The following is a 21,776-nucleotide window of genomic DNA, read 5'->3' as shown; positions in this document are numbered from 1 at the left end:
TGTCGGGCGTGCAGGGAACAGCTCGACAGTGGTCACGCTCCACCTCACACGACGGCGTTGTCCAGTGGCGTAACCTCAGTGTTACCGCAAACATCCTGTGTGGGCAAGGAAGGAACGTTCACTCATGACGTCGTGTACGGAACCGCGGTGTAGGCGAGCCCGCAGCCGTCGGCGCAGGACGGGGGCAGCGAGAACTGGTAGGCCCGGCCGAGAGTGGCGTCCGACGCGTCGATCGCCCGGATCTGGTACTGCGTGCCCTGCGACGTGCTGGTGGGCGCGATCTGGTGGTCCTGGCCCATGTCGGAGTCCATGGGGGCGGCGTGCCACGCGCCGTTGGAGTAGTACTGCACACCATGGATCCCGTTCGGCAGGTGGGAGATCGCCACCACCGGCCGGTACGGTTGCGCCGACTGGACGAACCCGACGCGGATGTCGCCGGCATAGCCCGGGGCCGGCACGAACTGCCAGCTGATGTGCCGGTTGCTCCAGTGGTTCGGGCGCAGGTCGCCGACCGGCTGACCGGCCTTCGCGAACAGGTTGAGCGAGTTCTGGGCGAGGTCCAGGTTGTTCGGGTCGTCCCGGCACCATGCGTTCGAGTCGGCGCAGCTGTCCAGCATGGTGAGCGTCGCTCCGTCGTACTTGTCCGACACCCAAGACCCGTTGCGGCAGAACGGTTGCCCGGACGCGTCGTCATTGGTTCCGGTGCAGTAGTCGCCGATCGTCACCTGGACGTAGCGGCCGCAGTCGTGTCCGTTGTCGAACGAGTCGATGATGTTCGACATCGAGGCCGGGATCGGGCGCTGGTGCCAGCCGTGGTCGACGGGCGTGTCGAACTCGTTGAGCGCCACGAAGTTCTGGCTGTCCAGCGCGGCCTGCGGCAGCCCGCAGCCGCCGTAGGGCGAGCCGAGGCCGGCGAAGTACGTGGCGTTGCCGGTCCCGGGCGCGGCCGCGGCCGGGACGGCGAGCAGGCCCTGCGCGAGCGTGACGACCGCAGTCAGCCGGGACACGACACCCTTGTGCATGCGGCGATTCTCCGAGCTTCGACGGTCACGCTGTCAAGTTTGCGAGCCGCCGTCGTGAAAGTTTCCGGGGTTGTGTCGCCCGACGGTCTCGCCGATTGACGGTGTCGTCGCGGCGATGCTTTTCTCGGCCACAGCGCATTCCCGTGGGGAGGGTGATCTTGTTGGCAGCACGACGATTCCGGCTGATCGCGGCGGTGGCGGCGCTCGGCGCGGGCCTGCTCGCCGCCGGGCCGGCGGCAGCTGACCCGGCGGCGACGGTGACGGTCAACGCCCGCGCGGGGCTGGCCACCGTGTCGGACACGGCCGTCGGTGTGAACCACGCGGTGTGGGACAGTCAACTCGGCACGGACTCGGTGGCCGACCTGTACGCCAAGGCCGGCGTCGGGATGATGCGCTACCCAGGAGGTTCCTACGGGGACATCTACCACTGGAAGGACAACACTGCCCCCGGCGGCTACGTCGCGCCGAACACCGACTTCGACACCTTCATGGGCGGCGCGCACCGCGCCGGCGCCCAGCCGATCATTATCGCCGACTACGGCAGCGGCACACCGCAGGAGGCCGCCGACTGGGTGCGGTACGCCAACGTCACCAAGGGATACGGGGCGAAGTACTGGGAGATCGGCAACGAGCTGTACGGCAACGGCCACTACGGCGCGAACTGGGAGGCCGACCAGCACACCGACAAGAGCCCGACCGCTTACGCCAACGGGGTGGTCGCCTACGCGGAGGCGATGAAGGCCGTCGACCCGACGATCAAGATCGGCGCGGTGCTCACCACGCCCGCGAACTGGCCGGACGGCCTGGTCGGCAGCGGCGACTCGGCGACGTGGAACCAGACCGTGCTGTCGATCGCCGCGGCGCACATCGACTTCGTCATCCTGCACTGGTACCCGACCGGCTCGACCGCGGCCGACGAGCTGAGCCGCCCGGACCAGGTGAACGACATGATCTATCTGGTGCGCCAGGAGATCGGCCGCTACGCGGGCGGCCGGGACATCGGCATCGCGCTGACCGAGACCAACACCGCGGTCGGGATGGACACCCAGCCCGGCGCGCTGTTCGCCGCCGAGACCTACGCCAGCCTGCTGGCCAACGGTGTGTTCACGGTCGACTGGTGGGACACGCACAACGGGCCCACGACGGTGTCCACAGTGGCCGGTCAGACCGACTACGGCGACTCGGGGTTGCTGTCCAGCGGCACCTGCGTCAACGGCACGTGTGAGCCGGCGCTGAACACACCCTTCGCGCCGTACTACGCGGTGTCCATGCTCGGTTCCTTCGCCCGTCCCGGCGATCAGTTCGTGACCGCCGGCAGCGATCGGTCCTCGGTCAACGCCTACGCCGTCCGCCGCGCCAACGGCGACCTGGCGCTGCTGCTGGTGAACAAGGATCCGGACAACGCCCGGACGGTCGCCATCGACTATGTCGGGTACACGCCGTCGAACGCCGTTCCGACAGTTTCGACGTTCGCCAATGGCGCGAGCTCCATCACCACGACCACCGCGGGCACGGCCAGCGGCCAGACGCTGCCGCCGTACTCGCTGACGACCGTGCTGCTGCGTCCGGCCTCGCCGACGACCGGCCAGCCCGCCGCCCCGGCGCAGCCCGCCGCCGGCGCGGTGACCGACCGTTCCGCGACGATCTCCTGGCCGGCGTCCGGCGCCGGCCTGAAGTACGAGGTCTACCGCCAGGTCGGCACCACCAGCGAGGAACTGGGGGAGACGACCGGCACGTCCCTGGCCGTCGGCAACCTCCTGCCGGGCACGTGGTACACGGTGAACGTGCTGGCCCGCGACGGATCCGGCGCCGTGTCCTGGTCCTCGCCGCCGCTGACCTTCACCACGACCGCGCCCGCCGTGAGCACGTGCTCGGTGCGGTACACCGACTCCAACGACTGGGCGAGCGGTTTCGTCGGCAGCGTCGACATCACCAACACCGGCACGGCCACGCTCGACGGCTGGACCCTGGCCTTCACCTGGCCGACCCCGTTCCAGCAGGTCACCAGCGGCTGGAACGGGACGTGGACCCAGAACGGGACGTCGGTCGTCGTGACGGGCACCGGGCCGCTGACGCCGAACGCCGGTGTGAGCGCCGGGTTCGTCGCCAGCTACTCCGGCCCCAACGTGCCGCCGATCGCCTTCACGCTCAACGGAACCGTCTGCACCGCGGGCGGCACGTCAGCCCGATGACCGGCGCGCGACCGCGTCCTGCAACAGGGCCAGCGCCTGCTTGGCCGCGACGTTGAACATGCCCATGGTGGTGTCCCGCGCGCCGAGCAGCACCAGTAGCGTGCTGGCGTCGATGGGGAACACACCGACCTGGCCGGCGTCGCCCTCGAAGAACGCCGCCCGCGGGACACCCACCCTGGCCTGTTCGGTGAACTGCGCCGCCAACCCGGACGCCGCCGCGGCCATCGCCGCCACGCCGTCGTCCTCGATACCGCGGGTGACGCCGCACAGCACCAGGCCGTCCCGCGTCGAGACCAGCACCCCGTTGATGGTGCGGGCGTCGATGCGGCCGTGGATCTCGTGCAGCGCCTCGGTCATCGTTCTGGCCTGGGCGCCGGTTGCAGCCGGTGGCGGCGGCGGATTCGCCGGCAGCGCCGAGCCACGCCGGCGGATCGGCAGCACTTCGTGGTCCGAGCTCACGTCGGTCACACCGTCAGGTCGGCTTCGATGGCCTTGAGGCTGTGCCGGGCCAGCGCGAGGTTGGCCCGCTCGCGGTCCAGCACGAGGTACAGGAACAGCGTCGAGTCGCCGCGCTTGGTCGGCGCGAGCAGTCGGATCAGGTGGTACTGGCGGTGCAGCGTGATCAGGATGTCCTCGATGCCGTCGTTCAGCTTGAGGGCCGATATCACCCGCAGCTTCGACCGCACCACCTCGGTGTTGCCGGCCGCGGCCACATCGAGGTCCAGCCATTCACCGCCGCCCACCGACCCGAGCGACATCCCGCTCTCGTAGTCCACCAGCGCCGCGCCCACCGCGCCGGGAATGGTCAGGGCCTCTTTCAACGCCGTGTCGATGTTCATTCGACAGTTTCTCCTCGTGCTCGGCGGCGGCATTCTCCCGGGGACGCCGTGGCAATTCCACGTCCCGGGGACCGCGTGACTCGATCACCCTATGTCGGTCGAACGAGCCGGTACATGCCCGTTCGGAGCAACGTCGCGACGCCGTTGAGCCTCAGGGGAAGCGAATTTCCGAAATGCCGCCGAACACGTAACAGATACGTCAAGTAAATGGCGAATCGCCCTGTGTGACCGCAATTCGACGCTTTCGAATCGCGCGTCAGACCTCGACCGTGAACGCCACCGTTCGTGCCGGGCCGCTGGTCTGGAACCGTGCGAACAACCGCCAGGTGCCAGCCGCCGGGAACAGAGCCCGCGTGGTCAGCACCGACGCGCCGCCGCGGTCCGCGGGCGTCAGGTGGGCGAAGGCGAGGTCGCCGGTGTGGAACGCGACGATGTGCGCGTAGCCGTCGAGGAGGCGCTGGAAGTAGCTGACCGGCTTTCCGTTGTCGGTGAAGCGAAAGGTCAGCGGGGTCGGCTCGCCGGGCAGCGGCAGGCCCGTCAGCGTCACGGTCAGGCTGCCGTCGCCGATGCTGTCCGACGGCGCTGGCAGCGCGACGTCGGCCGACCGGCCGGGCACGGTGAACGGCCGGGACAGCGTGTACACCAGAGGCTTGCCCGTGTCGGGCGCGGCGAACGTGACGTAGGCGCGGTAGGAACCCGGCGTCAGCGCGGGAAGCTGCGCTGTCCACGTGCCGTCCTGCCGCATTGCCGGATCGATGTGCTGGTAGGAGGAAAGATCCGAGCGGACGATGTCGAGCAGCATCAGCTGGCTCTCGTAGGGCCGATATCTGGTGACCGGCCGGCCGTTCGGTCCGTCGATGTGGAAATCGAAGGCGGTCGGCGCACCGGCCGGCACGGTGTCGGTGGCCGGTACGAGCGAATAGCCGTTGACGCTGCTGGAAAGTCCGTCGCCGGTTGGCTGTGCCTCGGCCGGCGGTGACGGCGTCGGGGCCATCGACATGCCCGTCATGTCGTCCGCGCCAGGGGCGGGCGGTCCGCTGCATGCGGCGGCCAGGAGCACTGCGGCGGCGACAAGGATACGGCGTACGGTCATCGGGACGGCCTTTCCCGGCCGGGCGGCACCGCCGTGCCGCCCGGCGTCGGCGCTACGAGCTCTGGCAAGAGATGCTGGTCGGTACGGGTGGTGTGCCGTTGTAGTTGGCGGTGAAGCCGAAGTTGGTGGTGCCGCTGGCCGCGAGGTGGCTGTTCCACGCCGCCGCGGCCACCGTGGCCAGTGATCCGGCCTGGGTCAGCGTGCCGTTCCAGGAACTGGTGACGGTCTCGCCCTCTGCCAGCGTCCACCCGACCGTCCAGCCGTTCACGGCCGACGTGGACGGGTTCGTCACCGTCACCTGGGCCTGGAACCCACCGGGCCAGGAGCTGGTGATCGCGTACGACGCGGCGCAGGGCGTCGTGGTGGGGGGCGGCGCCCCCGCGCCGATGCCGGTCACGTTGCCGTTGCCGCCGTCGAACTTCACGTCCGAGCAGCCGAGGAAGTTCTCGGTGCTGTCGGACCGGACCCACTGCGAGAAGATGATGTGGTTGCCGGTCTTGCCGGCGGGCAGCGTCGCGGTCCAGTAGTAGTAGCTGCTGGCGCTGCCCGGATCGCCGACCGACGGCGGGTTGGTGGCGGTGGAGAACGGGACCGTCTCGAGGTCGGCCCACGTCAGCGGTTTCGTCGAGTCCCAGCCGTCCTTGGTGATGTACAGGTTGAACGTGCCGGGATGCGCGGCCCACTTGTTGTACTTGATGGTGAAGGTCGAGCCGGCGGTCAGGTGGGTGATCGGCCAGTCCGAGCGGGCCTGATCGAAGCCGGAGAAGTCGTAGTAGTTGCTGTTGCCGCTGCACAGTTTGCCGTCCGGGATCACGCCGGCCTTGCCGCCGTTGGCGGTGCGGTTGCCGACGGCGAACCAGTTGTACAGCGGGACGACGCCGCTGGTGGCGGTCGCCGCCTGGCAGGCGGGGTTCTGCGGGACCTCCTGCCCGGACGACGTGAGGCCGTCCTCGTAGCACAGGAATGTGCGGCTGCCGATGGAGATCATCGCCCCGTGGGCCGAGGCCTGCGGCGCCACGGCGACGAGCGTGGCCAGCGTCGTGACGACGCCGACCGCGGCGGCCAGGAGTGTGCGTCGAATCCTCACATCACTCATCCTCCATTGTGGTGACGGTTGGTTCCCGGTCAGCCGCAGCCGATCCGGCTGGTGCCCAGGGCCACGTCGTCGAACCAGAGTCCGTCGGGCCCGCCGCCGCCATAGCTTTCCCAGCCCAGCTTCAGGTCGGTCAGCCTCGGCCGCCAGGCGCGCCCCAGCCACTGGTCGTCGATGTTCGGGGTGGGCACGCCGTCCTCGGTCAGGCCGGGCACCGCGGATCCGTTCACCCAGGTGTGGATCTGGCCGTCGGCGCCGCTGACGGAGAACTCCACGCACGTCCAGGCGTTGACGGGCAGTTGCACGCTCTGGGCGACGCCGGCGGGGCTCTGGTCGGGCAGTGTGGCGTCGTCGGACTGCCGGTTCCACATCAGCGCGCCGTTCTGACCGCCGAGACGGAGGTCGGTGTTCCCGGCCGCGCCGTCGTTCATCGCCAGGAAGGTCACGTGCCCGGTGGGCAGCGGCGTCGTGTGCTTGATCCAGAACCGCACGAACCAGGTGGGGCTCGCGGCCGGCGGATCGGTGGTGTCGTCGACGAACACGTGGTTGCAGTAGCCGTCCGCGCCGTTGATCTGCAACGAGCGGGCGCCGGTGTGCGCGGTCGCGGTGCTGATCGACGCCGTGCCGGTGCCGCCGCAGTTGGGCGTCACCGTGCTCCACCGGCCCGAGGGCGTCGAGCCGGTCTGGTCCTCGAAGCCGTCGCAGCGGATCGCGGTGGGGGAGGAGCAACCGGAACCGCCCGTCGTGGTGGTGGTCGTGGTGGTGGACGTCGGCGGGGTGTCGCCGTTGCAGGGCTGGCCGTTGACCGCGAAGTCGACCGGCGTGTCGTTGGCCCCGGAATACGTTGCCTGGAAACCGAAACTCACGGAGCCGCCGGCGGGGACCGGGCCGTCGTAGGACTCGTTGGTCGCGGTGACCGCGCTCCCGTTCTGAGCCACCTGCGCCGACCAGGCCGACGTCACGTGCTGGTTGCCGCCGAACGTCCAGGTCACCGTCCAGGAGGCGATGGCGGGACCGTTGTTGGTCACCGTGATGGTCGACGTGAACCCGCCGGCCCACTGGTTGACCTGGTCGGTGACCTGGCAGGGCGGGGTCGCGGCCGGTGCGGCGCCGCTCGTCGCCCGGGCGTTCGGCACGATGATCGCCGCGAGCACGAGGCCGCCGAGCGCGGCGAGGACCGCGGCGAGACGCCGAGCGGACGCCCTGCGGCGTGACGTATCCATTTCGCTCCTGACGTCGGTGGGCGCCGAGCAGCGTGACGCCCGCGTGGCTCACCCTCAACAACTCGGCGTCCGCCTGCCGGCTGAGCTGGGGATGCTCGAGGAAAGTTTCACCGGCCGGCGGGTGGTCCGGCCGACCACCCGCCGGCGTTCGGTCAACTCGTGCAGGCCACGCCGTTGGCGGCGAAGGCCGTCGGCGCCGCGCTCGAACTCGACCAGTTGCCCTGGAAGCCGAACGACGCCGACGCGCCGGAGGGGACGTTCCCGTTGTAGCCGACGTTCACCGCGGTGACCTTGGTGCCGGACTGGGTCACCGTGGCGTTCCAGGCGCTGGTGATCTTCTGGTCACCGCCGAACGTGAACGTCACCGTCCAGCCCTGCCATGCCGTGGTGCCGGTGTTGGTGACGGTCACGCCGCCGGTGAAGCCACCGGGCCAGGTGTTCGCCTGGTACGTCACCTTGCACCCGCCGGACGCGGCCGGGCCCGTGGTCGCCGTGACCGTGCCTGACCGGGCCGACCGGTTGCCAGCGGTGTCCCTCGCGTACACCGCGAACGTGTAGGCGGTGGACGGCGTGAGGCCGTTGACGGTGGCGGCGTTCGTGATCGGGGACGCGACCACCGTCTCGGTGGCGCCGTTGACCTCGACCACGTCGTAGCCGGCAATGCCGCTGGCGCTCGTGGACGCGGTCCAGCTCAGGCCGATCGACCCCGACGTGACCGTGGTGGCCACCGGCGTGCCCGGAGTGCTCGGCGGGTTGTGCGCCGTGCCGGGTTGGAGCGTGATCACGGTCGCGGTGTACGGCGCGATGGTCTGCGACGCCGCGGTGCCGGCGGTTGTCGTGGTGATGCCGGTTCCGGGCGGAGCGAGCGTGGCCACGGTCGGCGTGGCGCCACTGGGCGTGAATCCGGAGTAGGCGAGGTTCACCGCGTAGCTGTTGGTCGGGTCGTCGTTGACGAGCATGACCCTCAGCGACCCGTCCGCCTTCTTCACCGCGAACGACTGCACGAGCGGCGCGGTGGAGGACGCGGACACCAGCGTGTCACCTGGGTGGATGAACTGGCCGAGCAACCGAAGGCCGTAGTAGGCGGGGAAGGGCGTGTCCACCGCAGGCTCGCAGACCCGGGTGCCGTTGGCCGTGTCGCAGGTGGCGTCGGACAGCACGCCGTAGTCGCCGTAGTTCGCGGTGCCGTACAAGGACGGGCCGTTGTCGCCGGTGGTGACGATGCCGTTGTGGATCTGCCACCAGTCGACGTTCGCGACGCCCGCGTCCAGCCAGCTCAGATAGTCCTGCTCCAGGTGAAGCGCGTTGACGATGCCGACCGTCTGCTTGCCGGGGTTGGAGGACACCGAGTTCGTCTCGGTGATCATGATCGGGACGTCGGCGCCGCTGCCGGACAGCAGCGACCGCAGCGACGACACCATGCCCGGGATCTGGGTGTCGGCGCCGAGCAGACCGGCGTCGGTCGGCCCCGGCGGTGTGACGGTGCTCGGGTTCTGCGGGTACCAGTGCACGTCGGCGAACCCGATCTGGTTGCCCAGCGCGGACAGGACGGTCTGGTTCCACGGCTGCGGGCTGCCCGCCGAGGTGATGCCGTCCGGCCAGTTGCCGGGTGCGGTCAGCACGACACCGACCACGATGCTCGGGTCGACCGCCTTCATCGCGCTGATGTACGCCTTGACGTTCTGCGCGTAGACGGCCGGGCCACAGTTGGCCGGGTTCGACCCGGTGGCGCAGTGCCGGTCGGGTTCCCAGCTGCCGCCGTACGTCCCGTTGCCGTAGATCTCGTTGCCGATCTCCCAGTACTTGATGCCGTAGTGGTGGGTGACGTTGGCGTAGCGCACCCAGTCGGCGGCCAGCTGCGCGCCGGTCTCGGCCGGGCTGTGCGTCGCGCCGGCGGCGTCGCCGGTGCCGTAGTTGACGGTGATCATGCCCTGCGCCCCGGTCCGGGCCAGCAGCGTGGCGTACTGGTCGAAGTCCACCGCCTGCCGCTGGCCGGACACCACGTCGCTGTTAGTCCGCCAGTCGTAGGTGTCCGACTCCGTGCCGCCGGGGAAGCGGATCACGTTGGTGCCGGCCGAAGTCAGCAGCCCGGGGACCGCGGCGTCGGTGAGCGCGGCGTCGTACACCGAGCCGTTGATACCGATCGCGGTCGTCGGTACGGTCGCGAGCGTGCTGCCGGCGTCCACGCCCACCGACGCGGTGGTGACCACGGGGGCGGCAGCGGCCGGCGCAGCCGGTGGCGTTTCGGCCGCCCAAGCGGTGGCCAGCAGCGCCACGACGGGCAATGCCGTCCACCGCCTCCGGTGATCTCGGTGCGAGGTCCGCATGCTGTGACTCCTCGTGTCGTGAAACTCGGACACGGCGGAGACTCGGCACGTGCGTGCCCGAGCGTCAACCGACGGCCGGGATCGCCCCGTTTCACCTGGCGCGGCCGGTGAAACTTGCAGCGTCCCACCCCCGCCCGGGACGCCGCCGGCCGGCGGGGTTCTCCGGGCACAGGACCGTGGCCGATGACAACCGATCGTCGGTGCTCCGGCACGCGGCCGGTCGGCTCGAAACGGCCAACGAGGAGGTCGACCACGCCGTCGCCTTCTCGACCCCGCCCGGGATCAGCGGCGTGGGCCGCACCGGGCTGTCGGCACCTGCCGGGACGGTGGGGGTTGACATGCCCGGTTGTCGCTCCTAACTTTCTCCGCACGACGCGAACCGGTTCGACAATCGACCCGATCATCGCGCGTGAAAGATGTCGAACCGGTTCGAAGGGGAACCGAATGAACATCGGTGAGGTGGCCAAGCGGGCCGGGGTCTCTCGGAGCACCGTCTCCTATGCCCTGAGCGGCAAGCGCCCCGTTTCGGAACAGACCAGGCGCAAGATCGAGCAGGTCATCGCCGATCTCGGTTACCGGCCCAACGCGAGCGCGCGGGCGTTGGCCAACGGTCGGACCAGCACGCTCGGCCTGGTCTTCCCGCCGGCCGGCGGCCACTACACCGGCATGCAGCTGGACTTCATCGGCAGCGTGGTGGAAGCCGCCTCGGCCTACGACTACGACGTGACCTTGTCCACCAGCGGCATGGACAGCGACCGGTCGTTCCAGCGATTGCTCGGCGAGCGCCGGGTGGACGGCGCGATACTGATGGAGATCCGCCTGGAGGATGATCGGGTCGACCACTTCACCCGGGTCGACTTCCCGTTCGTGACCATCGGCCGGACCGCCCACCCCGAACAGACCTGGTGGGTGGGCATCGACCACGCCGCGCTCGCCGCGTCGTGCGTGCGGCATCTCGCCGATCTGGGCCACCGGACGGTCGCCCTGGTCAATCGGCCCGAGCACCTGCTTCGAGTGGGCTACGAGTCGGCCCATCGCGGGCTTGAGGGGTTCACCAAGGCGGCTGCGGAGCGTGGGTTGACCGCGCGGACCTACCGCTGCGGCGACTCCGCCGCCGCCGGTGAGGCGTGTGTGGCGCAGATCCTGCACGACGATCCGACCACCACCGCGCTGGTCACCCTGAACGAGGCCGCGTTGGGCGGGTTGTACCGAGGGCTGGCCGAGGCCGGTCGGCTGGTGCCGCACGATTTCTCGGTGACCGGGATCGCGGCCGGGCACTGGGCGGAGACGATGACCCCGCAACTGACCGCCGCCGACGTGCCGGCGGCCGAGCTGGGCAGGCTGGCCGTCGAACTGCTCGTGGAGCGACTCGACCACCCCGATGCCACGCCGCGACATCACCTGCTCACTCCGCCCATCGCGCTGCGCGCCAGCACCGGGCCCGCCTGAGACAGCCGCATCCCGGCTTTCCGTGACCCACCTGGTCTCCGGGTGGGGTAGGACCTGCTGCCCGATTCCGTGTGCTCGTCACCGTCACCAGCCCCTCGCCCTCCGCCGAGCGAAAGGCGCATTCCCATGAACAGTGCCCCCCGGTTGGCCACCGCTGCCTGTGCCGCACTGCTGGCCGTCTCAGCAACCGCCTGCTCCGCCGCGTCCGACAACAGCGGCGGTTCCAGCGACAGCCACACCTACACGATCTGGGATCCCTACCCCCAGTTGGACGCGAGCTCCGCCTGGGCCACCCTGCTCAACGAGTGCGGCACCAAGGCCGGCGTCAGCATCAAGCGGACCCCCTTTGACACCACGGACCTCAGCAACAAGACGCTGTTGGCGGCCCAGCAGGGCAACGCGCCGGACGTCCTCGTCGTCGACAACCCCGTGGTGTCCACCCTGGCCGAAGCCGGGGTACTCACCACCACCGCGCAGAACAAGATCGACACCTCGGCGGTCGACGCCAACCTGCTCGCGGCCGGGCAGTCCGGCGGCCAGACCTACGGCATTCCGATCGGCGCGAACACCCTTGCCCTGTACTACAACAAATCCGTGCTCCAGGCCGCGGGCGTGGATGCCGCCACGGTGAAGGACTGGGCGTCGTTGACCGCGGCGCTGGCCAGGGTCACGGCGGCCGGCAAGAAGGGCATCACGTTCTCGGCGATCGGCACGGAGGAGGGCAGTTTCCAGTTCCTGCCGTGGTTCTGGGGCGCCGGCGCCGCACTGACCAAGATCGACTCACCGCAGGCCGTGTCCGCGCTGAGCCTCTGGAAGGACTGGCTGAAGCAGGGCTACGCGCCCAACTCGGTGATCAACAACACCCAGACCACGAGCTGGCAGGAGTTCGCCACCGGCGGCTACGCCTTCGCCGAGAACGGCACCTGGCAGCTGGCCAACGCGAAGAAACTCGGCTTCGACCACGGCATCATCGCGATCCCGGGCACGAACGGCGGCACGGCCCCCGCGCCCACCGGCGGCGAGTTCGTCACCGTGCCGACGCAGACCGACACCGGCCGGTACGCCACGTCGGACAAGATCGTGACCTGCCTGACCAGCACGGACAACTCCAACAACACCGACACCGCGCTGTCCTACATCGCGCCCACCCGCGTCGTGCAGGACCGGCAGACCGCTGCCAATCCCGACCTGGCCGTGTGGGTGCAGGCGGTGCGGGCGGCGAAGGGCCGCACCAGCGACAACCTGGGCGTCAAGTACCCGGCGATCTCCCAGCAGCTGTGGACCGCGGTGCAGGCAGCGCTCAGCGGAGCGCAGACCCCCGAAGCCGCGCTCACCGCTGCCCAGTCGGCCGTGAAGTAGCCCGTGATGACCATGCTGCTCGCACGCGACACAGCAGTGGGCGCCGCGACTTCGGCGCAACGGCGCCGACGCGTCGGGAACTGGTCCGGCTGGGCGTTCCTGGCGCCGGTGGCCATCTATCTCGCCCTCTTCTACGCCTATCCGCTCTATCGCAACATCGACCTGAGCCTGCGGAACTACACGGTCCGCTCGTTCGTCCGGGGCGACGCGCCGTTCATCGGGCTGACGAACTACCAGGCCGTGCTGCGCGATCCGACGTTCGGCCCGGCGCTCACGCACACCATCGTGTTCACCGCGATGTCCCTGGTGTTCCAGTACTCGATCGGCCTGGCGCTGGCGGTGTTCTTCAACCGGCGTTTCCCGTTGTCGGTGACGCTGCGGGCGCTGTTCCTGGTGCCGTGGCTGCTGCCGCTGATCGTGTCGGCCTCGACCTGGTCCTGGCTGCTCAACAGCGAGTCCGGAGTGGTCAACGCCGGACTGCACGCCCTGGGCATCGCCCCCGTCGACTGGCTCACCTCGCCGACCTGGTCGCTGGTGTCGGTGATCATCGCCAACATCTGGATCGGGGTCCCGTTCAACCTCGTTCTGCTCCACAGTGGACTCCAGGCGATCCCGGTCAGCCTGTACGAGGCGGCCGCGCTGGACGGCGCCGGGGGCTGGCGGCGCTTCCGGCACATCACGCTCCCCATGCTGCGGCCGGTCACGGCGATCACGCTGTTGCTGGGACTGATCTACACCCTCAAGGTGTTCGACATCATTTGGATCATGACCCGGGGCGGCCCGTCCGACTCGTCCACCACCTTCGCCACCTGGTCCTACCGGCTCGGCTTCGGCAACCTGCTGCCCTCGTTCGGACTCGGCGCCGCGGTGGGCAACCTGTTGGTGGTCACCGCGCTGGCGTTCGGCCTGATCTACCTGCGCACCCAGCGAAGGCTGCACTCCGCATGACCGGCACCGGCAAGAGGTGGCACACCGCGCTCGCCGTCGTCCTCACCGGGCTGATGCTGTTCCCGGTCTACTGGATGATCAACGTGTCCCTGACCCGCGAGCAGGACATGCGCAAGACGCCGCCCGACCTGTTCCCGCTGCACGGCACGCTGGCCGGCTACCAGGAGGTCCTGGGCGAGCAGCTGCCCTACCTCGGCACCAGCGTGGTCGTCGGGTTGGGCACCACGCTGCTGACCGTGGCGCTCTCCGCCCCGGCCGGGTACGCCCTGGCCAAGCTGCGTCCCCGCGGCGGTGGGGTGCTCAGCTTTCTGCTGCTGGCCGCGCAGATGGTGCCCGGGATCATCATGGCGATGGGCTTCTACGCCGTCTACCTCAGGTTCGGGCTGCTCCAGTCGGTGCCCGGCCTGATCGTCGCCGACTCGACCCTGGCCGTGCCGTTCGGGGTGCTGGTGTGCACCGCGTTCATGTCCGGCATCCCGGGCGAACTCCTCCAGGCGGCCCGGATCGACGGGGCGGGCCACCTGCGCACATTCCGGTCCGTGGTGCTGCCGATGAGCCGCAACGCCCTGGTCACCGTGTCGCTGTTCGCGTTCCTGTGGTCCTGGTCGGACTTCGTGTTCGCCGCCACCCTGGACAACGGAGGCCGGTACGAGCCGATCACTCTGGGCATCTACCACTACATCGGCAACAACAACCAGCAGTGGAACGCGATCATGGCCACCGCGGTGGTCGCCTCGCTGCCCGCGGCGCTCATCCTGGTGCTCGCCCAGCGGTTCGTCGCCGCCGGTGTCACGGCCGGGGCGGTGAAGGAATGACCGAGTTCTCCGTCCGGGACATCCCGTTCAGCACCCACGGATCCTGGTTCAACATCTCGCCCGTGCTGGCCCAGCACACCATCGCCGAGGACCTGCACCTGGTCTCGCACCAGAACGGCATGCACCCCGTGCTGCGCTTCCGTCCACAAGCGCCGGCCACCGTGGCCGCGACGCCCGGTCGACTGAGCTGGTCGCGCTCCGACGGGCGGATCGACCTGGCCTACGAATCGCCGGACACGATTCGCCTGCGTGGCAACGGACTCGCCTTGGCCATCACGGCGGCGACGAGCACTCTCACACCGTTCACCGGCGCCTACTTCTTCACCGATCCGGTGGATGGGTCGCACGTGTTCACCTCGTACGAGACCGGCCGTCGCTACCGGATCACCGTGCTGGCCGGCACCGTCGAAGCCCACGGCGACCAGAACCTCGGCTCGGCCGGGCGCGGCGTCACGATCAGCGGCGGCTCGTGGGAGGCCGCCGTCGAGGAGATCGACACCGCCCGAGAGCCGTACCGGCCGACCCGATCCTTCGCCGACGTCGTCGCATCAGCCCGGCGGACCTTCACGGAATTCGTCGATGCCGTCGCCCCCTGGCGCTGCGACGACACCCCCGCGGCCGAACTCGCCGCGTACGTGCTGTGGTCGGCCACGGTCCGACCAGCCGGATTCGTCGGCCGCCCCGCGGTGCTGATGTCGAAGCACTGGATGGACAAGGTGTGGAGCTGGGACCACTGTTTCAACGCCTTGGCCCTGGCCGGATCCCCGGCGCTGGCCTGGGATCAGTTCGCGCTGCTGTTCGACCATCTCGACGGCAGCGGAGCCCTGCCGGACTCGGTGACGCACTCGGAAGTGCTGCACAACTTCGTCAAGCCACCCATTCACGGCTGGGCGCTGAGCAAACTGCGCAAGCGCCTGTCCCTGCCGGCTGCCGAACTGGCCGCGGCCTACCACCGGCTGGCCCGCTGGACCAGGTTCTGGTTGGACCGGCGCAGAGCGTCCGGCTCGGACCTGCCGCACTACCAACACGGCAACGACAGCGGCTGGGACAACGCCACCACCTTCGATCCGGAACGCCTGATCGCCACCGCCGACCTGGCCGCGTTCCTGATCCTGCAACTGGACGAACTAGCCGCGCTTGCCACTGAACTGGACCGGCCGGACGAGGCGCGCGACTGGACGCGCACGGCGACGGCCGTGCAGGCCGCGATGTTCGAGCGCCTGTGGACCGGGGAGCGTTTCGTGGCCTGGTCGGTGCGCAGCGGGGGCACCTGGCCGAGTTCGAGCCTGCTCGATCTGATGCCGATCGTGCTGGGAGAACGGCTGCCCGAGCCGGTGCGCGCCGTGCTGGCGGCCGGCATCGAACGGCACCTCACCCCGCACGGGCTGGCCACTGAACTGCCATCCTCCCCGCACTACCAGGCCGATGGCTACTGGCGGGGCCCCATCTGGGCGCCGGCCACGGTACTGGCCGAGGACGGGCTGCGCCGCGCCGGTCACCGGCAGTTGGCGGACGAGATCAGCGTCCGGTTCCGGCACGTGTGCGAGGCGTCCGGCTTCGCGGAGAACTTCGACGCGCTCACCGGCGCCGGCCTGCGGGATCGCGCCTACACCTGGACGGCCAGCGGCTACCTGCTGCTCGCCGAGGCGCACGTGGCCCGTGGCACCCAGGAACCAGCCGGCAGACGTCGCTGACCGGCGCCATCCCGAACTCACCAACCGAGAGGATCACGTATGCCCGCACAACAACGCGCAGCCGCCGTCCTGCCGGCAGTGCTGGCGACCGCCGCGGTGGCCGTTGGCCGAAGGTGAGGAAAGTCCCGTCCTACATGGACAGTGAGCTCGCGGCGCCGGTGGTGGGCCGACGAATCTGTCGAAACCCGGCGACGACGGAAGCCACCGGCTTCGTTGATCGGCTGGCGGAGGCGCTGGACGCCGACCTGACGGACGAGTCGCGGTCCGAGCCGGCCCAGTCGCCGCGCCGACCGTGAGGTCCGGCAGCGAAGGGGAATCTCCCTAACAGCGGCCGGTCAGTGGCCGGCGAACTGCACGTTCGTGGCCTGGACGACGTCGGGCTCGACCGGCAGGGCGGCCACGACCAGGCGCTGGCCGTAGATGTCGGTGACGGCGATCGACCTGCCGCAGCCGGCGCCGTTCGCGGACAGGAAGTAGTTGTAGTCGGCCCGCTGGAGCTGCTGCCACTGCCCGCCGACTTGGACCTCCAGGCGGGCCACCGGATTGCGGTGGTCGATGACCTGGATGCCGCACCACCACTGGGTGGAGCCTGTCTTGTAGCGGATCGAGATGTTCTTGGACAGGGCCGGGCTCACCAGCGTCCAGGTGATCGGGATCTCGCCCTTGACCGGCGGCGCCAGCCGGGCGAAGGCGGCCGCGCTCAGGTCCAGTTGCCCGACCCGGCACGGCGCCGGGCAGAGGTTGGTGATCCGCACCGTCAGGCTGGCCCCGCCGGCGGCCTGGACCAGCACGTAGGCGCCGCAGGCCTGGGAGTCCTCGAAGTCCGTCGTGTTCATCGCGGCGGTCAGCGGGTCGGGGCTGGGGTCGTACGAGCAGGCGCCGCCGCCGTTGGAGTCGTAGAAGGTCGCCACCCCGGTGTGCGGCACCCCCGGCTTGATCCGTCCGGCCAGCGATGGGCCGGCCACGGTGGGCGTGGGCGCCGGCGTGCTCGAAGTCGTCGTCTTCGTCGAGACAGCGGTGGTTGTGGTGGCCGGCGGCGTGGTCGAGGTGGACGTGGTCGAGGGCGGGGTTTTCACCTCCGTCATGGCGACGGGTTGACCCGCGATGCCCGACCGGTTGCTCAGCGCGACCGCGCCTGCTGTTCCCGCGACCGCAACCAGCAACGCGGCCGCTGCGGCCACGGACCACCGTCTCGACAACACGAACTCCCAATCGGAAAAAGAAATGGCGACCTCGGCCGCGTGATCGTGCCAAACCGTCGACGACCGGGCAAGCCCCGTATCCCGCGGTGTGGCGAAGAACGATTCGGCGCCAGGCTCCGAGGCGGTGCCGCGCGACCGGCAACCGTGGCCGCCGTTGAATGTTTCAGCCGGCGCACCGCTCCGCGATTGGCCGCCCGCGCGGGCTTTCGTCGGGGCGGCGGCTCGAAGCCGCAGGTCGGCTCCCGTTCATCGGTCTCCTCCGGCCAGATGTCGAAATTTTCGAAACGTGGCGCGGTTGAGAGATGTCGGGCCGTTTCGTAGCGTGACCGCCACCCGACCCTTGGTGGCCGGCGCCGTGATTCGCCGGATGCCCCTTCTCCGGAAAGGAATTCCTGCCGTGCGCGGAAGAAGTAGCCGAACAACAACCCTGACCCTGGTCGCCGCGGGAGCGCTGGCGGTCGCCAGCGCGCTGACCGTCGTGGCGCAGCCGGGCGTCGCGTTCGCGGCCTCCGTCGCGACGATCAACGGTGGCACGACGTACCAGACCATCACCGGCTTCGGCGCCTCCGAGGCGTTCGGCGAGGCGAGCACCGTCATGAACGCCCCGTCGGCCGTCCAGCAGAGGGCGCTGGACCTGCTCTACAGCCCGACCAGCGGCGCGGGCCTGACCATGCTGCGCAACGAGATCAGCGCGGACCCCGGCAGCACCATCGAGCCGAACAACCCGGGCGGGCCCAACGCCACGCCGAGTTACGCCTCGCTCGCGTCGATCGGCCAGGACCAGGGACAGCTCTGGTTCGCCCAGCAGATCAAGAGCCGCTACGGCGTGTCCGACGTGTTCGCGGACGCGTGGAGCGCGCCGGCGTTCATGAAGACGAACAACTCGACGGCCAACGGCGGCCAGGTCTGCGGGGTCACCGGGGCGTCCTGCGGCAGCGGCGACTGGCGCCAGGCGTATTCGAACTACCTCGTCCAGTACGCCAAGGACTACGCCGCCGCCGGAGTTCCGCTGACCTACCTCGGCCCGTCCAACGAGCCCGACTACAGCGCCAACTACGACAGCATGACCATGAGTCCGGCGCAGATGGCGAACCTGCTCGACGTGTTGGGGCCCACGGTCAAGAACTCCGGGCTGTCCACGCAGATCGACTGCTGCGCGGCCACCGGATGGTCGGTGTCCGGCCAGTACGCCTCCGCCATCGCCGCCGACCCCACCGCGCTGGCCGACACGGCCGTGCTGACCAGCCACGGCTACAGCAGCACACCCACCTCCCGGATGTCGGGATGGAGCAAGCCGACCTGGCAGACCGAGTGGTCGACCTTCGAGGGCTGGGATCCGGCGTGGGACGACGGCTCCCCGGCTTCCGGCCTGACCTGGGCGCAGCACATTCACGCCGGGCTGACCTCTGCCGACCTGAGCGCGTTCCTCTACTGGTGGGGCAGCACCACGCCCTCGGAGAACGGCGACAACGAGGGCCTGCTGGAGATCAACGGCTCGTCGGTGATCCCGGCCGGCCGGCTGTGGGCGTTCGCCAACTACAGCAGGTACATCCACCCGGGCGCCACCCGCGTCGGCGCGACCACCTCGGACGGCAACCTGCAACTGAGCGCCTACAAGAACACCGACGGCACCGTCGCGGTCGTCGTGATCAACACCGGTAACGCGGCCGATTCGGTGACCTACAACCTCCAGAACACTGGGACCGCGGCCGGTGCAACCGTCACGCCGTACCTGACCAACTCGAACAACAACGCGGCGGCGCAGTCTCCGACCGCGGTCAGCGGGGGCGCCTTCAGCGCGAGCATCCCGGCGCGGTCGATGGTCACCTACGTCATCGGCGGTTCCGGCGGAACCGGCAACACCGTGACGGTCACCAACCCCGGCAGCCAGACCGGCACCGTCGGCACGCCCGCCAGCCTGCAAATCCAGGCCAGTGACTCGGAGTCCGGTCAGGCGTTCACCTACAGCGCCACCGGGCTTCCCGCCGGACTGACCGTGGACGCCAGCACGGGCCTCATCTCCGGCACCCCCACGACCGCCGGTAGCTCCGCCGTCACCGTCACCGCCGCGGACGGCACCGGAGCGTCCGGATCCGCCGCCTTCAACTGGACGATCTCGCCAGGCAGCACGGGGGGCGGCGGCTGCCATGTGACGTATCAGCCCAACCAGTGGCCGGGCGGCTTCACCGCGAACGTCACGATCGCCAACACCGGTTCCGCGGCGATCTCCGGGTGGACACTCGGCTTCACGTTCCCCGGCGACCAGAAGATCACCAACACCTGGAGCGGCACGACGACCCAGAGCGGGGCGAACGTGTCGATCACGAACGTGGGCTACAACGCCCAGATCCCGGCCAACGGCTCCACGTCCATAGGGTTCCAGGGCACCTGGACCGGCAGCGACGCCTCGCCGACCAGCTTCTCGGTGAACGGAGCCGCCTGCGGCTGAGGCGACAGTGGCGAGCCGGACCGCGTGGACCTGGCCGGGCGGTCCGGCCCGCACGTCAGACGTCGACCTACGGCGCGAGCGGGCCGGCGATCGGCTCGTCGGGGTTCATCACCGGCAGCCCGACCACGGCCGGCACCTTCACCGTCACGCTCTTCGATCGATGTCGTGACGTAAGCCAGGACACGTGAGTGGGCAGGTGGATTCACGGCGAACGTGACGATCACCGACACCGGGTCCGGCGCGGTCAGCGGCTGGACGGTCGGGTTCACCTTCCCGGCGACCAGAAGATCACCAACGCCTGGGTGGAAACACCTCGTTCGGCTTCCAGGGCACCTGGAACACCGACGACTCGCCCCCGACCGCGTTCACTCTCAACGGAACCGCCTGCGGCCGACCGCGAGTGCGGCCACGCTGGCGGCGTGGCCGCACCCAGATTGTGGGGCACAGCGGAGTTCGGTTGCCGTGGTTCAGGTATGGCACACCAGGTTGGTCAGTGGCTGATTGGCGCCGTTGATGGTCATGCCCCAGCTCGTGCTGCCGCCGGCCGCGATGGTGCCGTTGTAGCCGGCGTTGGTGGCGCTCAGCTGCGCACCGGACTGGGTGACCGTGGCGTTCCACGAGTTGGCGACGGTCTGGCTGCCGGGGAACGTGCCGGTGACGGTCCAGGAGCTGATCGGCGCCGTCCCGGTGTTGGTGACGGTGACGCTGGCCTGGAAACCGCCGGGCCAACTACTGGTGATCGATTCACTCGCCGTGCACCCGCCGGGCGGCGTGGTCGGCGGCGTCGTGGTGGACGAGGGCGGGGGAGTGGTCGTCGTGGTGGTGCCACCGCCGTCGCTGGTCGTGTAGCCGACCTGTGTGTAGGCCGCGGCGCACTGCGCGGAACAGGACGCCGGCAGCGAGAAGGTGTACACCCGGCCGTTGTTGATCAGCGTGTCGTTCGCGTCCAGCACGCGGATCTTGAACTGGGTGCCGCCGGCGGTCGTGGGGGCCAGGATGTACGCCTGTCCCATGTCACCGTCCATTGTGGCGTTGGTCCACCCGCCGTTGGCGAAGTACTGCACGCCGTGGATGCCGTTGGGCAGGTGGGAGATCGCGGTCGCGCCCCACCAGGTCTGCGCGCCCTGTAGGAAACCGATCTGGATGTCGCCGGTGTAGTTCGGCGTCGGCACGAACTGCCAGGAGATGTGCCGGTTGTTCCAGTGATCGGCCAACCCGCTGCCGACCGGGGTGCCGTTCAGCGCGAACCGGCTCAGCGAGTCCTGGTGCAGGTCCAGATGGTAGGGGTCGTCCCGGCACCACGCGTTGGAGTCGGCGCAACTGTCGGCGACCACCATGGTCAGCGTGGCACCGTTGTACTTGTCGCCGACCCAGGAACCGTTGCGGCAGAAGGGTTGACTCTGCGCGCCGTCGTTGGTGCCGGTGCAGTAGTCGCCGATGGTGACCTGGACGTACCGGTCGCAGTTGAGGCCGTTGTCGAACATGCCCAGGATGTTGGACTGCGACGACGGCACCGGGCGCGGGAACATCCCGTAGTTGCCCGGAGTGTTGAACACGTTCAACGCCACGAAGTCCTGGCTGTCCAGGTTGGCCTGCGGCAGCCCGCAACCGCCGTACGGTGAGCCGAGGCCGCTGAAGTACGTGGCGTTGCCGGTGACCGGCGACGGCGTGCCGGTGACGTCGAGCGCGACGGCCGGTGACTGGAACAGCAGCAGCCCGACGACGGCCGCGAACGCGGTCACCGCCAGCACCCTGGCGCCGAGCACGAATCTGGTCCCGCGCGACCTGCGCATGAACACCCCTTCCGGACGTGGCTCGTCGGCGTTCATTGCGCGGTGCGGCGCCGGCCGATGTCAACGGTGCGGCGCCGGCGCCGCGAAGAATCCCGATTCGCCGATGAAACTTTCCGGGCCGTGGACCGTCGACGACGCGGCGGTCGCCGCGTCGATGGAATCGAAACAGGGGAAGGTGCAGCGGCGATCCGGCGGCGGGCCGGCTCGGTGGTCCGCACCGGTGCGCGCCCGTTGTTGAGGTCGCGGAATCGTCTTGTCACCCTCGGGTGGAATGTCCG

At 69.6% G+C, this 21,776-nt stretch carries 17 protein-coding genes and 1 pseudogene; 9 read left to right on the top strand and 9 right to left on the bottom strand.

The features are described from left to right. Positions 1–122 precede the first annotated feature (122 nt). Positions 123–1,022 carry an RlpA-like double-psi beta-barrel domain-containing protein gene (locus BCF44_RS51765; protein ID WP_116181979.1) on the bottom strand — a complete coding sequence of 300 codons (900 nt, stop codon included), beginning with the start codon at positions 1,020–1,022 and terminating at the stop codon, positions 123–125. A 161-nt stretch (positions 1,023–1,183) separates the two neighbouring features. On the opposite strand from BCF44_RS51765, the gene BCF44_RS51760 reads away from it, so the two are divergent. Beyond that, positions 1,184–3,214, top strand: coding sequence for a cellulose binding domain-containing protein (locus BCF44_RS51760; protein WP_246016301.1), 2,031 nt, complete (start codon positions 1,184–1,186; stop codon positions 3,212–3,214). On the opposite strand, the gene BCF44_RS51755 is transcribed toward BCF44_RS51760, so the two are convergent. From BCF44_RS51755 to BCF44_RS51730, 6 genes are all read right to left on the bottom strand, one after another. Next, the gene (locus BCF44_RS51755) at positions 3,203–3,673 is read right to left on the bottom strand and encodes a roadblock/LC7 domain-containing protein (RefSeq protein WP_246016300.1); all 471 of its coding nucleotides are present in this window, start codon (positions 3,671–3,673) and stop codon (positions 3,203–3,205) included. The genes BCF44_RS51760 and BCF44_RS51755 overlap by 12 nt on opposite strands. Positions 3,674–3,678: 5 nt before the next feature. Beyond that, positions 3,679–4,053 (bottom strand): hypothetical protein, encoded by a 375-nt coding sequence (locus BCF44_RS51750; protein ID WP_116181977.1) that lies wholly within the window; start codon positions 4,051–4,053, stop codon positions 3,679–3,681. A gap of 256 nt (positions 4,054–4,309) precedes the next feature. Beyond that, positions 4,310–5,146 carry a hypothetical protein gene (locus tag BCF44_RS51745; RefSeq protein ID WP_147329013.1) on the bottom strand — a complete coding sequence of 279 codons (837 nt, stop codon included), beginning with the start codon at positions 5,144–5,146 and terminating at the stop codon, positions 4,310–4,312. A 52-nt stretch (positions 5,147–5,198) separates the two neighbouring features. Then, positions 5,199–6,242, bottom strand: a complete 1,044-nt coding sequence (locus BCF44_RS51740; RefSeq protein ID WP_116181975.1) for a lytic polysaccharide monooxygenase auxiliary activity family 9 protein — start codon at positions 6,240–6,242, stop codon at positions 5,199–5,201. Positions 6,243–6,271: 29 nt separating this feature from the next. Beyond that, complete coding sequence (locus BCF44_RS51735) at positions 6,272–7,462, bottom strand: cellulose-binding domain-containing protein (protein ID WP_116181974.1); 1,191 nt, start codon at positions 7,460–7,462, stop codon at positions 6,272–6,274. Positions 7,463–7,614: 152 nt separating this feature from the next. Beyond that, positions 7,615–9,789 carry a cellulose binding domain-containing protein gene (locus BCF44_RS51730; protein WP_147329012.1) on the bottom strand — a complete coding sequence of 725 codons (2,175 nt, stop codon included), beginning with the start codon at positions 9,787–9,789 and terminating at the stop codon, positions 7,615–7,617. Between the two features lie 444 nt (positions 9,790–10,233). Between BCF44_RS51730 and BCF44_RS51720 the strand changes: the two genes are divergently transcribed. The 6 genes from BCF44_RS51720 to BCF44_RS56305 all read left to right on the top strand — a co-directional run bounded on the left by BCF44_RS51720 (position 10,234) and on the right by BCF44_RS56305 (position 16,350). Then, complete coding sequence (locus tag BCF44_RS51720; protein ID WP_116181971.1) at positions 10,234–11,238, top strand: LacI family DNA-binding transcriptional regulator; 1,005 nt, start codon at positions 10,234–10,236, stop codon at positions 11,236–11,238. Between the two features lie 126 nt (positions 11,239–11,364). Continuing rightward, positions 11,365–12,597 carry a sugar ABC transporter substrate-binding protein gene (locus tag BCF44_RS51715; protein WP_116181970.1) on the top strand — a complete coding sequence of 411 codons (1,233 nt, stop codon included), beginning with the start codon at positions 11,365–11,367 and terminating at the stop codon, positions 12,595–12,597. A 12-nt stretch (positions 12,598–12,609) separates the two neighbouring features. Continuing rightward, positions 12,610–13,545, top strand: a complete 936-nt coding sequence (locus BCF44_RS51710; protein ID WP_211353652.1) for a carbohydrate ABC transporter permease — start codon at positions 12,610–12,612, stop codon at positions 13,543–13,545. After that, entirely contained in the window at positions 13,542–14,360 is an 819-nt protein-coding gene (locus tag BCF44_RS51705; RefSeq protein WP_116181968.1) for a carbohydrate ABC transporter permease, read from the top strand. The genes BCF44_RS51710 and BCF44_RS51705 overlap by 4 nt, the downstream gene beginning before the upstream one ends. Further along, on the top strand, positions 14,357–16,054 hold the full coding sequence (locus tag BCF44_RS51700) for an amylo-alpha-1,6-glucosidase (RefSeq protein WP_116181967.1): 1,698 nt from the start codon (positions 14,357–14,359) through the stop codon (positions 16,052–16,054). Before BCF44_RS51705 ends, BCF44_RS51700 begins: the two co-directional genes overlap by 4 nt. Positions 16,055–16,188: 134 nt before the next feature. Beyond that, complete coding sequence (locus tag BCF44_RS56305; RefSeq protein ID WP_170218218.1) at positions 16,189–16,350, top strand: hypothetical protein; 162 nt, start codon at positions 16,189–16,191, stop codon at positions 16,348–16,350. 39 nt (positions 16,351–16,389) lie between these two features. On the opposite strand, the gene BCF44_RS51695 is transcribed toward BCF44_RS56305, so the two are convergent. After that, positions 16,390–17,235, bottom strand: coding sequence for an expansin EXLX1 family cellulose-binding protein (locus BCF44_RS51695; protein ID WP_246016298.1), 846 nt, complete (start codon positions 17,233–17,235; stop codon positions 16,390–16,392). A gap of 418 nt (positions 17,236–17,653) precedes the next feature. Between BCF44_RS51695 and BCF44_RS51690 the strand changes: the two genes are divergently transcribed. After that, the gene (locus BCF44_RS51690; RefSeq protein ID WP_211353648.1) at positions 17,654–19,705 is read left to right on the top strand and encodes a cellulose binding domain-containing protein; all 2,052 of its coding nucleotides are present in this window, start codon (positions 17,654–17,656) and stop codon (positions 19,703–19,705) included. A gap of 192 nt (positions 19,706–19,897) precedes the next feature. Continuing rightward, a pseudogene (locus BCF44_RS51685) lies at positions 19,898–20,206 on the top strand (cellulose binding domain-containing protein); the annotation flags it as partial. On the opposite strand, the gene BCF44_RS51680 reads toward BCF44_RS51685, so the two are convergent. Then, positions 20,173–21,498 (bottom strand): cellulose binding domain-containing protein, encoded by a 1,326-nt coding sequence (locus tag BCF44_RS51680; RefSeq protein WP_116181983.1) that lies wholly within the window; start codon positions 21,496–21,498, stop codon positions 20,173–20,175. The pseudogene BCF44_RS51685 and the gene BCF44_RS51680 overlap by 34 nt on opposite strands. Positions 21,499–21,776: the final 278 nt, after the last annotated feature.

The sequence above is a fragment of the Kutzneria buriramensis genome (assembly GCF_003387475.1).
Lineage (GTDB): Bacteria > Actinomycetota > Actinomycetes > Mycobacteriales > Pseudonocardiaceae > Kutzneria > Kutzneria buriramensis.
This window is presented reverse-complemented; position numbering and strand designations above follow the sequence as displayed.

Bases quoted from the DNA above. Each gene is read 5' to 3' on its own strand.
- BCF44_RS51765 (WP_116181979.1), bottom strand. From the start codon at position 1,022: ATGCACAAGGGTGTCGTGTCCCGGCTGACTGCGGTCGTCACGCTCGCG.
- BCF44_RS51750 (WP_116181977.1), bottom strand. From the start codon at position 4,053: ATGAACATCGACACGGCGTTGAAAGAGGCCCTGACCATTCCCGGCGCG.
- BCF44_RS51745 (WP_147329013.1), bottom strand. From the start codon at position 5,146: ATGACCGTACGCCGTATCCTTGTCGCCGCCGCAGTGCTCCTGGCCGCC.
- BCF44_RS51740 (WP_116181975.1), bottom strand. From the start codon at position 6,242: ATGAGTGATGTGAGGATTCGACGCACACTCCTGGCCGCCGCGGTCGGC.
- BCF44_RS51735 (WP_116181974.1), bottom strand. From the start codon at position 7,462: ATGGATACGTCACGCCGCAGGGCGTCCGCTCGGCGTCTCGCCGCGGTC.
- BCF44_RS51730 (WP_147329012.1), bottom strand. From the start codon at position 9,789: ATGCGGACCTCGCACCGAGATCACCGGAGGCGGTGGACGGCATTGCCC.
- BCF44_RS51720 (WP_116181971.1), top strand. From the start codon at position 10,234: ATGAACATCGGTGAGGTGGCCAAGCGGGCCGGGGTCTCTCGGAGCACC.
- BCF44_RS51715 (WP_116181970.1), top strand. From the start codon at position 11,365: ATGAACAGTGCCCCCCGGTTGGCCACCGCTGCCTGTGCCGCACTGCTG.
- BCF44_RS51710 (WP_211353652.1), top strand. From the start codon at position 12,610: ATGCTGCTCGCACGCGACACAGCAGTGGGCGCCGCGACTTCGGCGCAA.
- BCF44_RS51705 (WP_116181968.1), top strand. From the start codon at position 13,542: ATGACCGGCACCGGCAAGAGGTGGCACACCGCGCTCGCCGTCGTCCTC.
- BCF44_RS51700 (WP_116181967.1), top strand. From the start codon at position 14,357: ATGACCGAGTTCTCCGTCCGGGACATCCCGTTCAGCACCCACGGATCC.
- BCF44_RS56305 (WP_170218218.1), top strand. From the start codon at position 16,189: ATGGACAGTGAGCTCGCGGCGCCGGTGGTGGGCCGACGAATCTGTCGA.
- BCF44_RS51680 (WP_116181983.1), bottom strand. From the start codon at position 21,498: ATGCGCAGGTCGCGCGGGACCAGATTCGTGCTCGGCGCCAGGGTGCTG.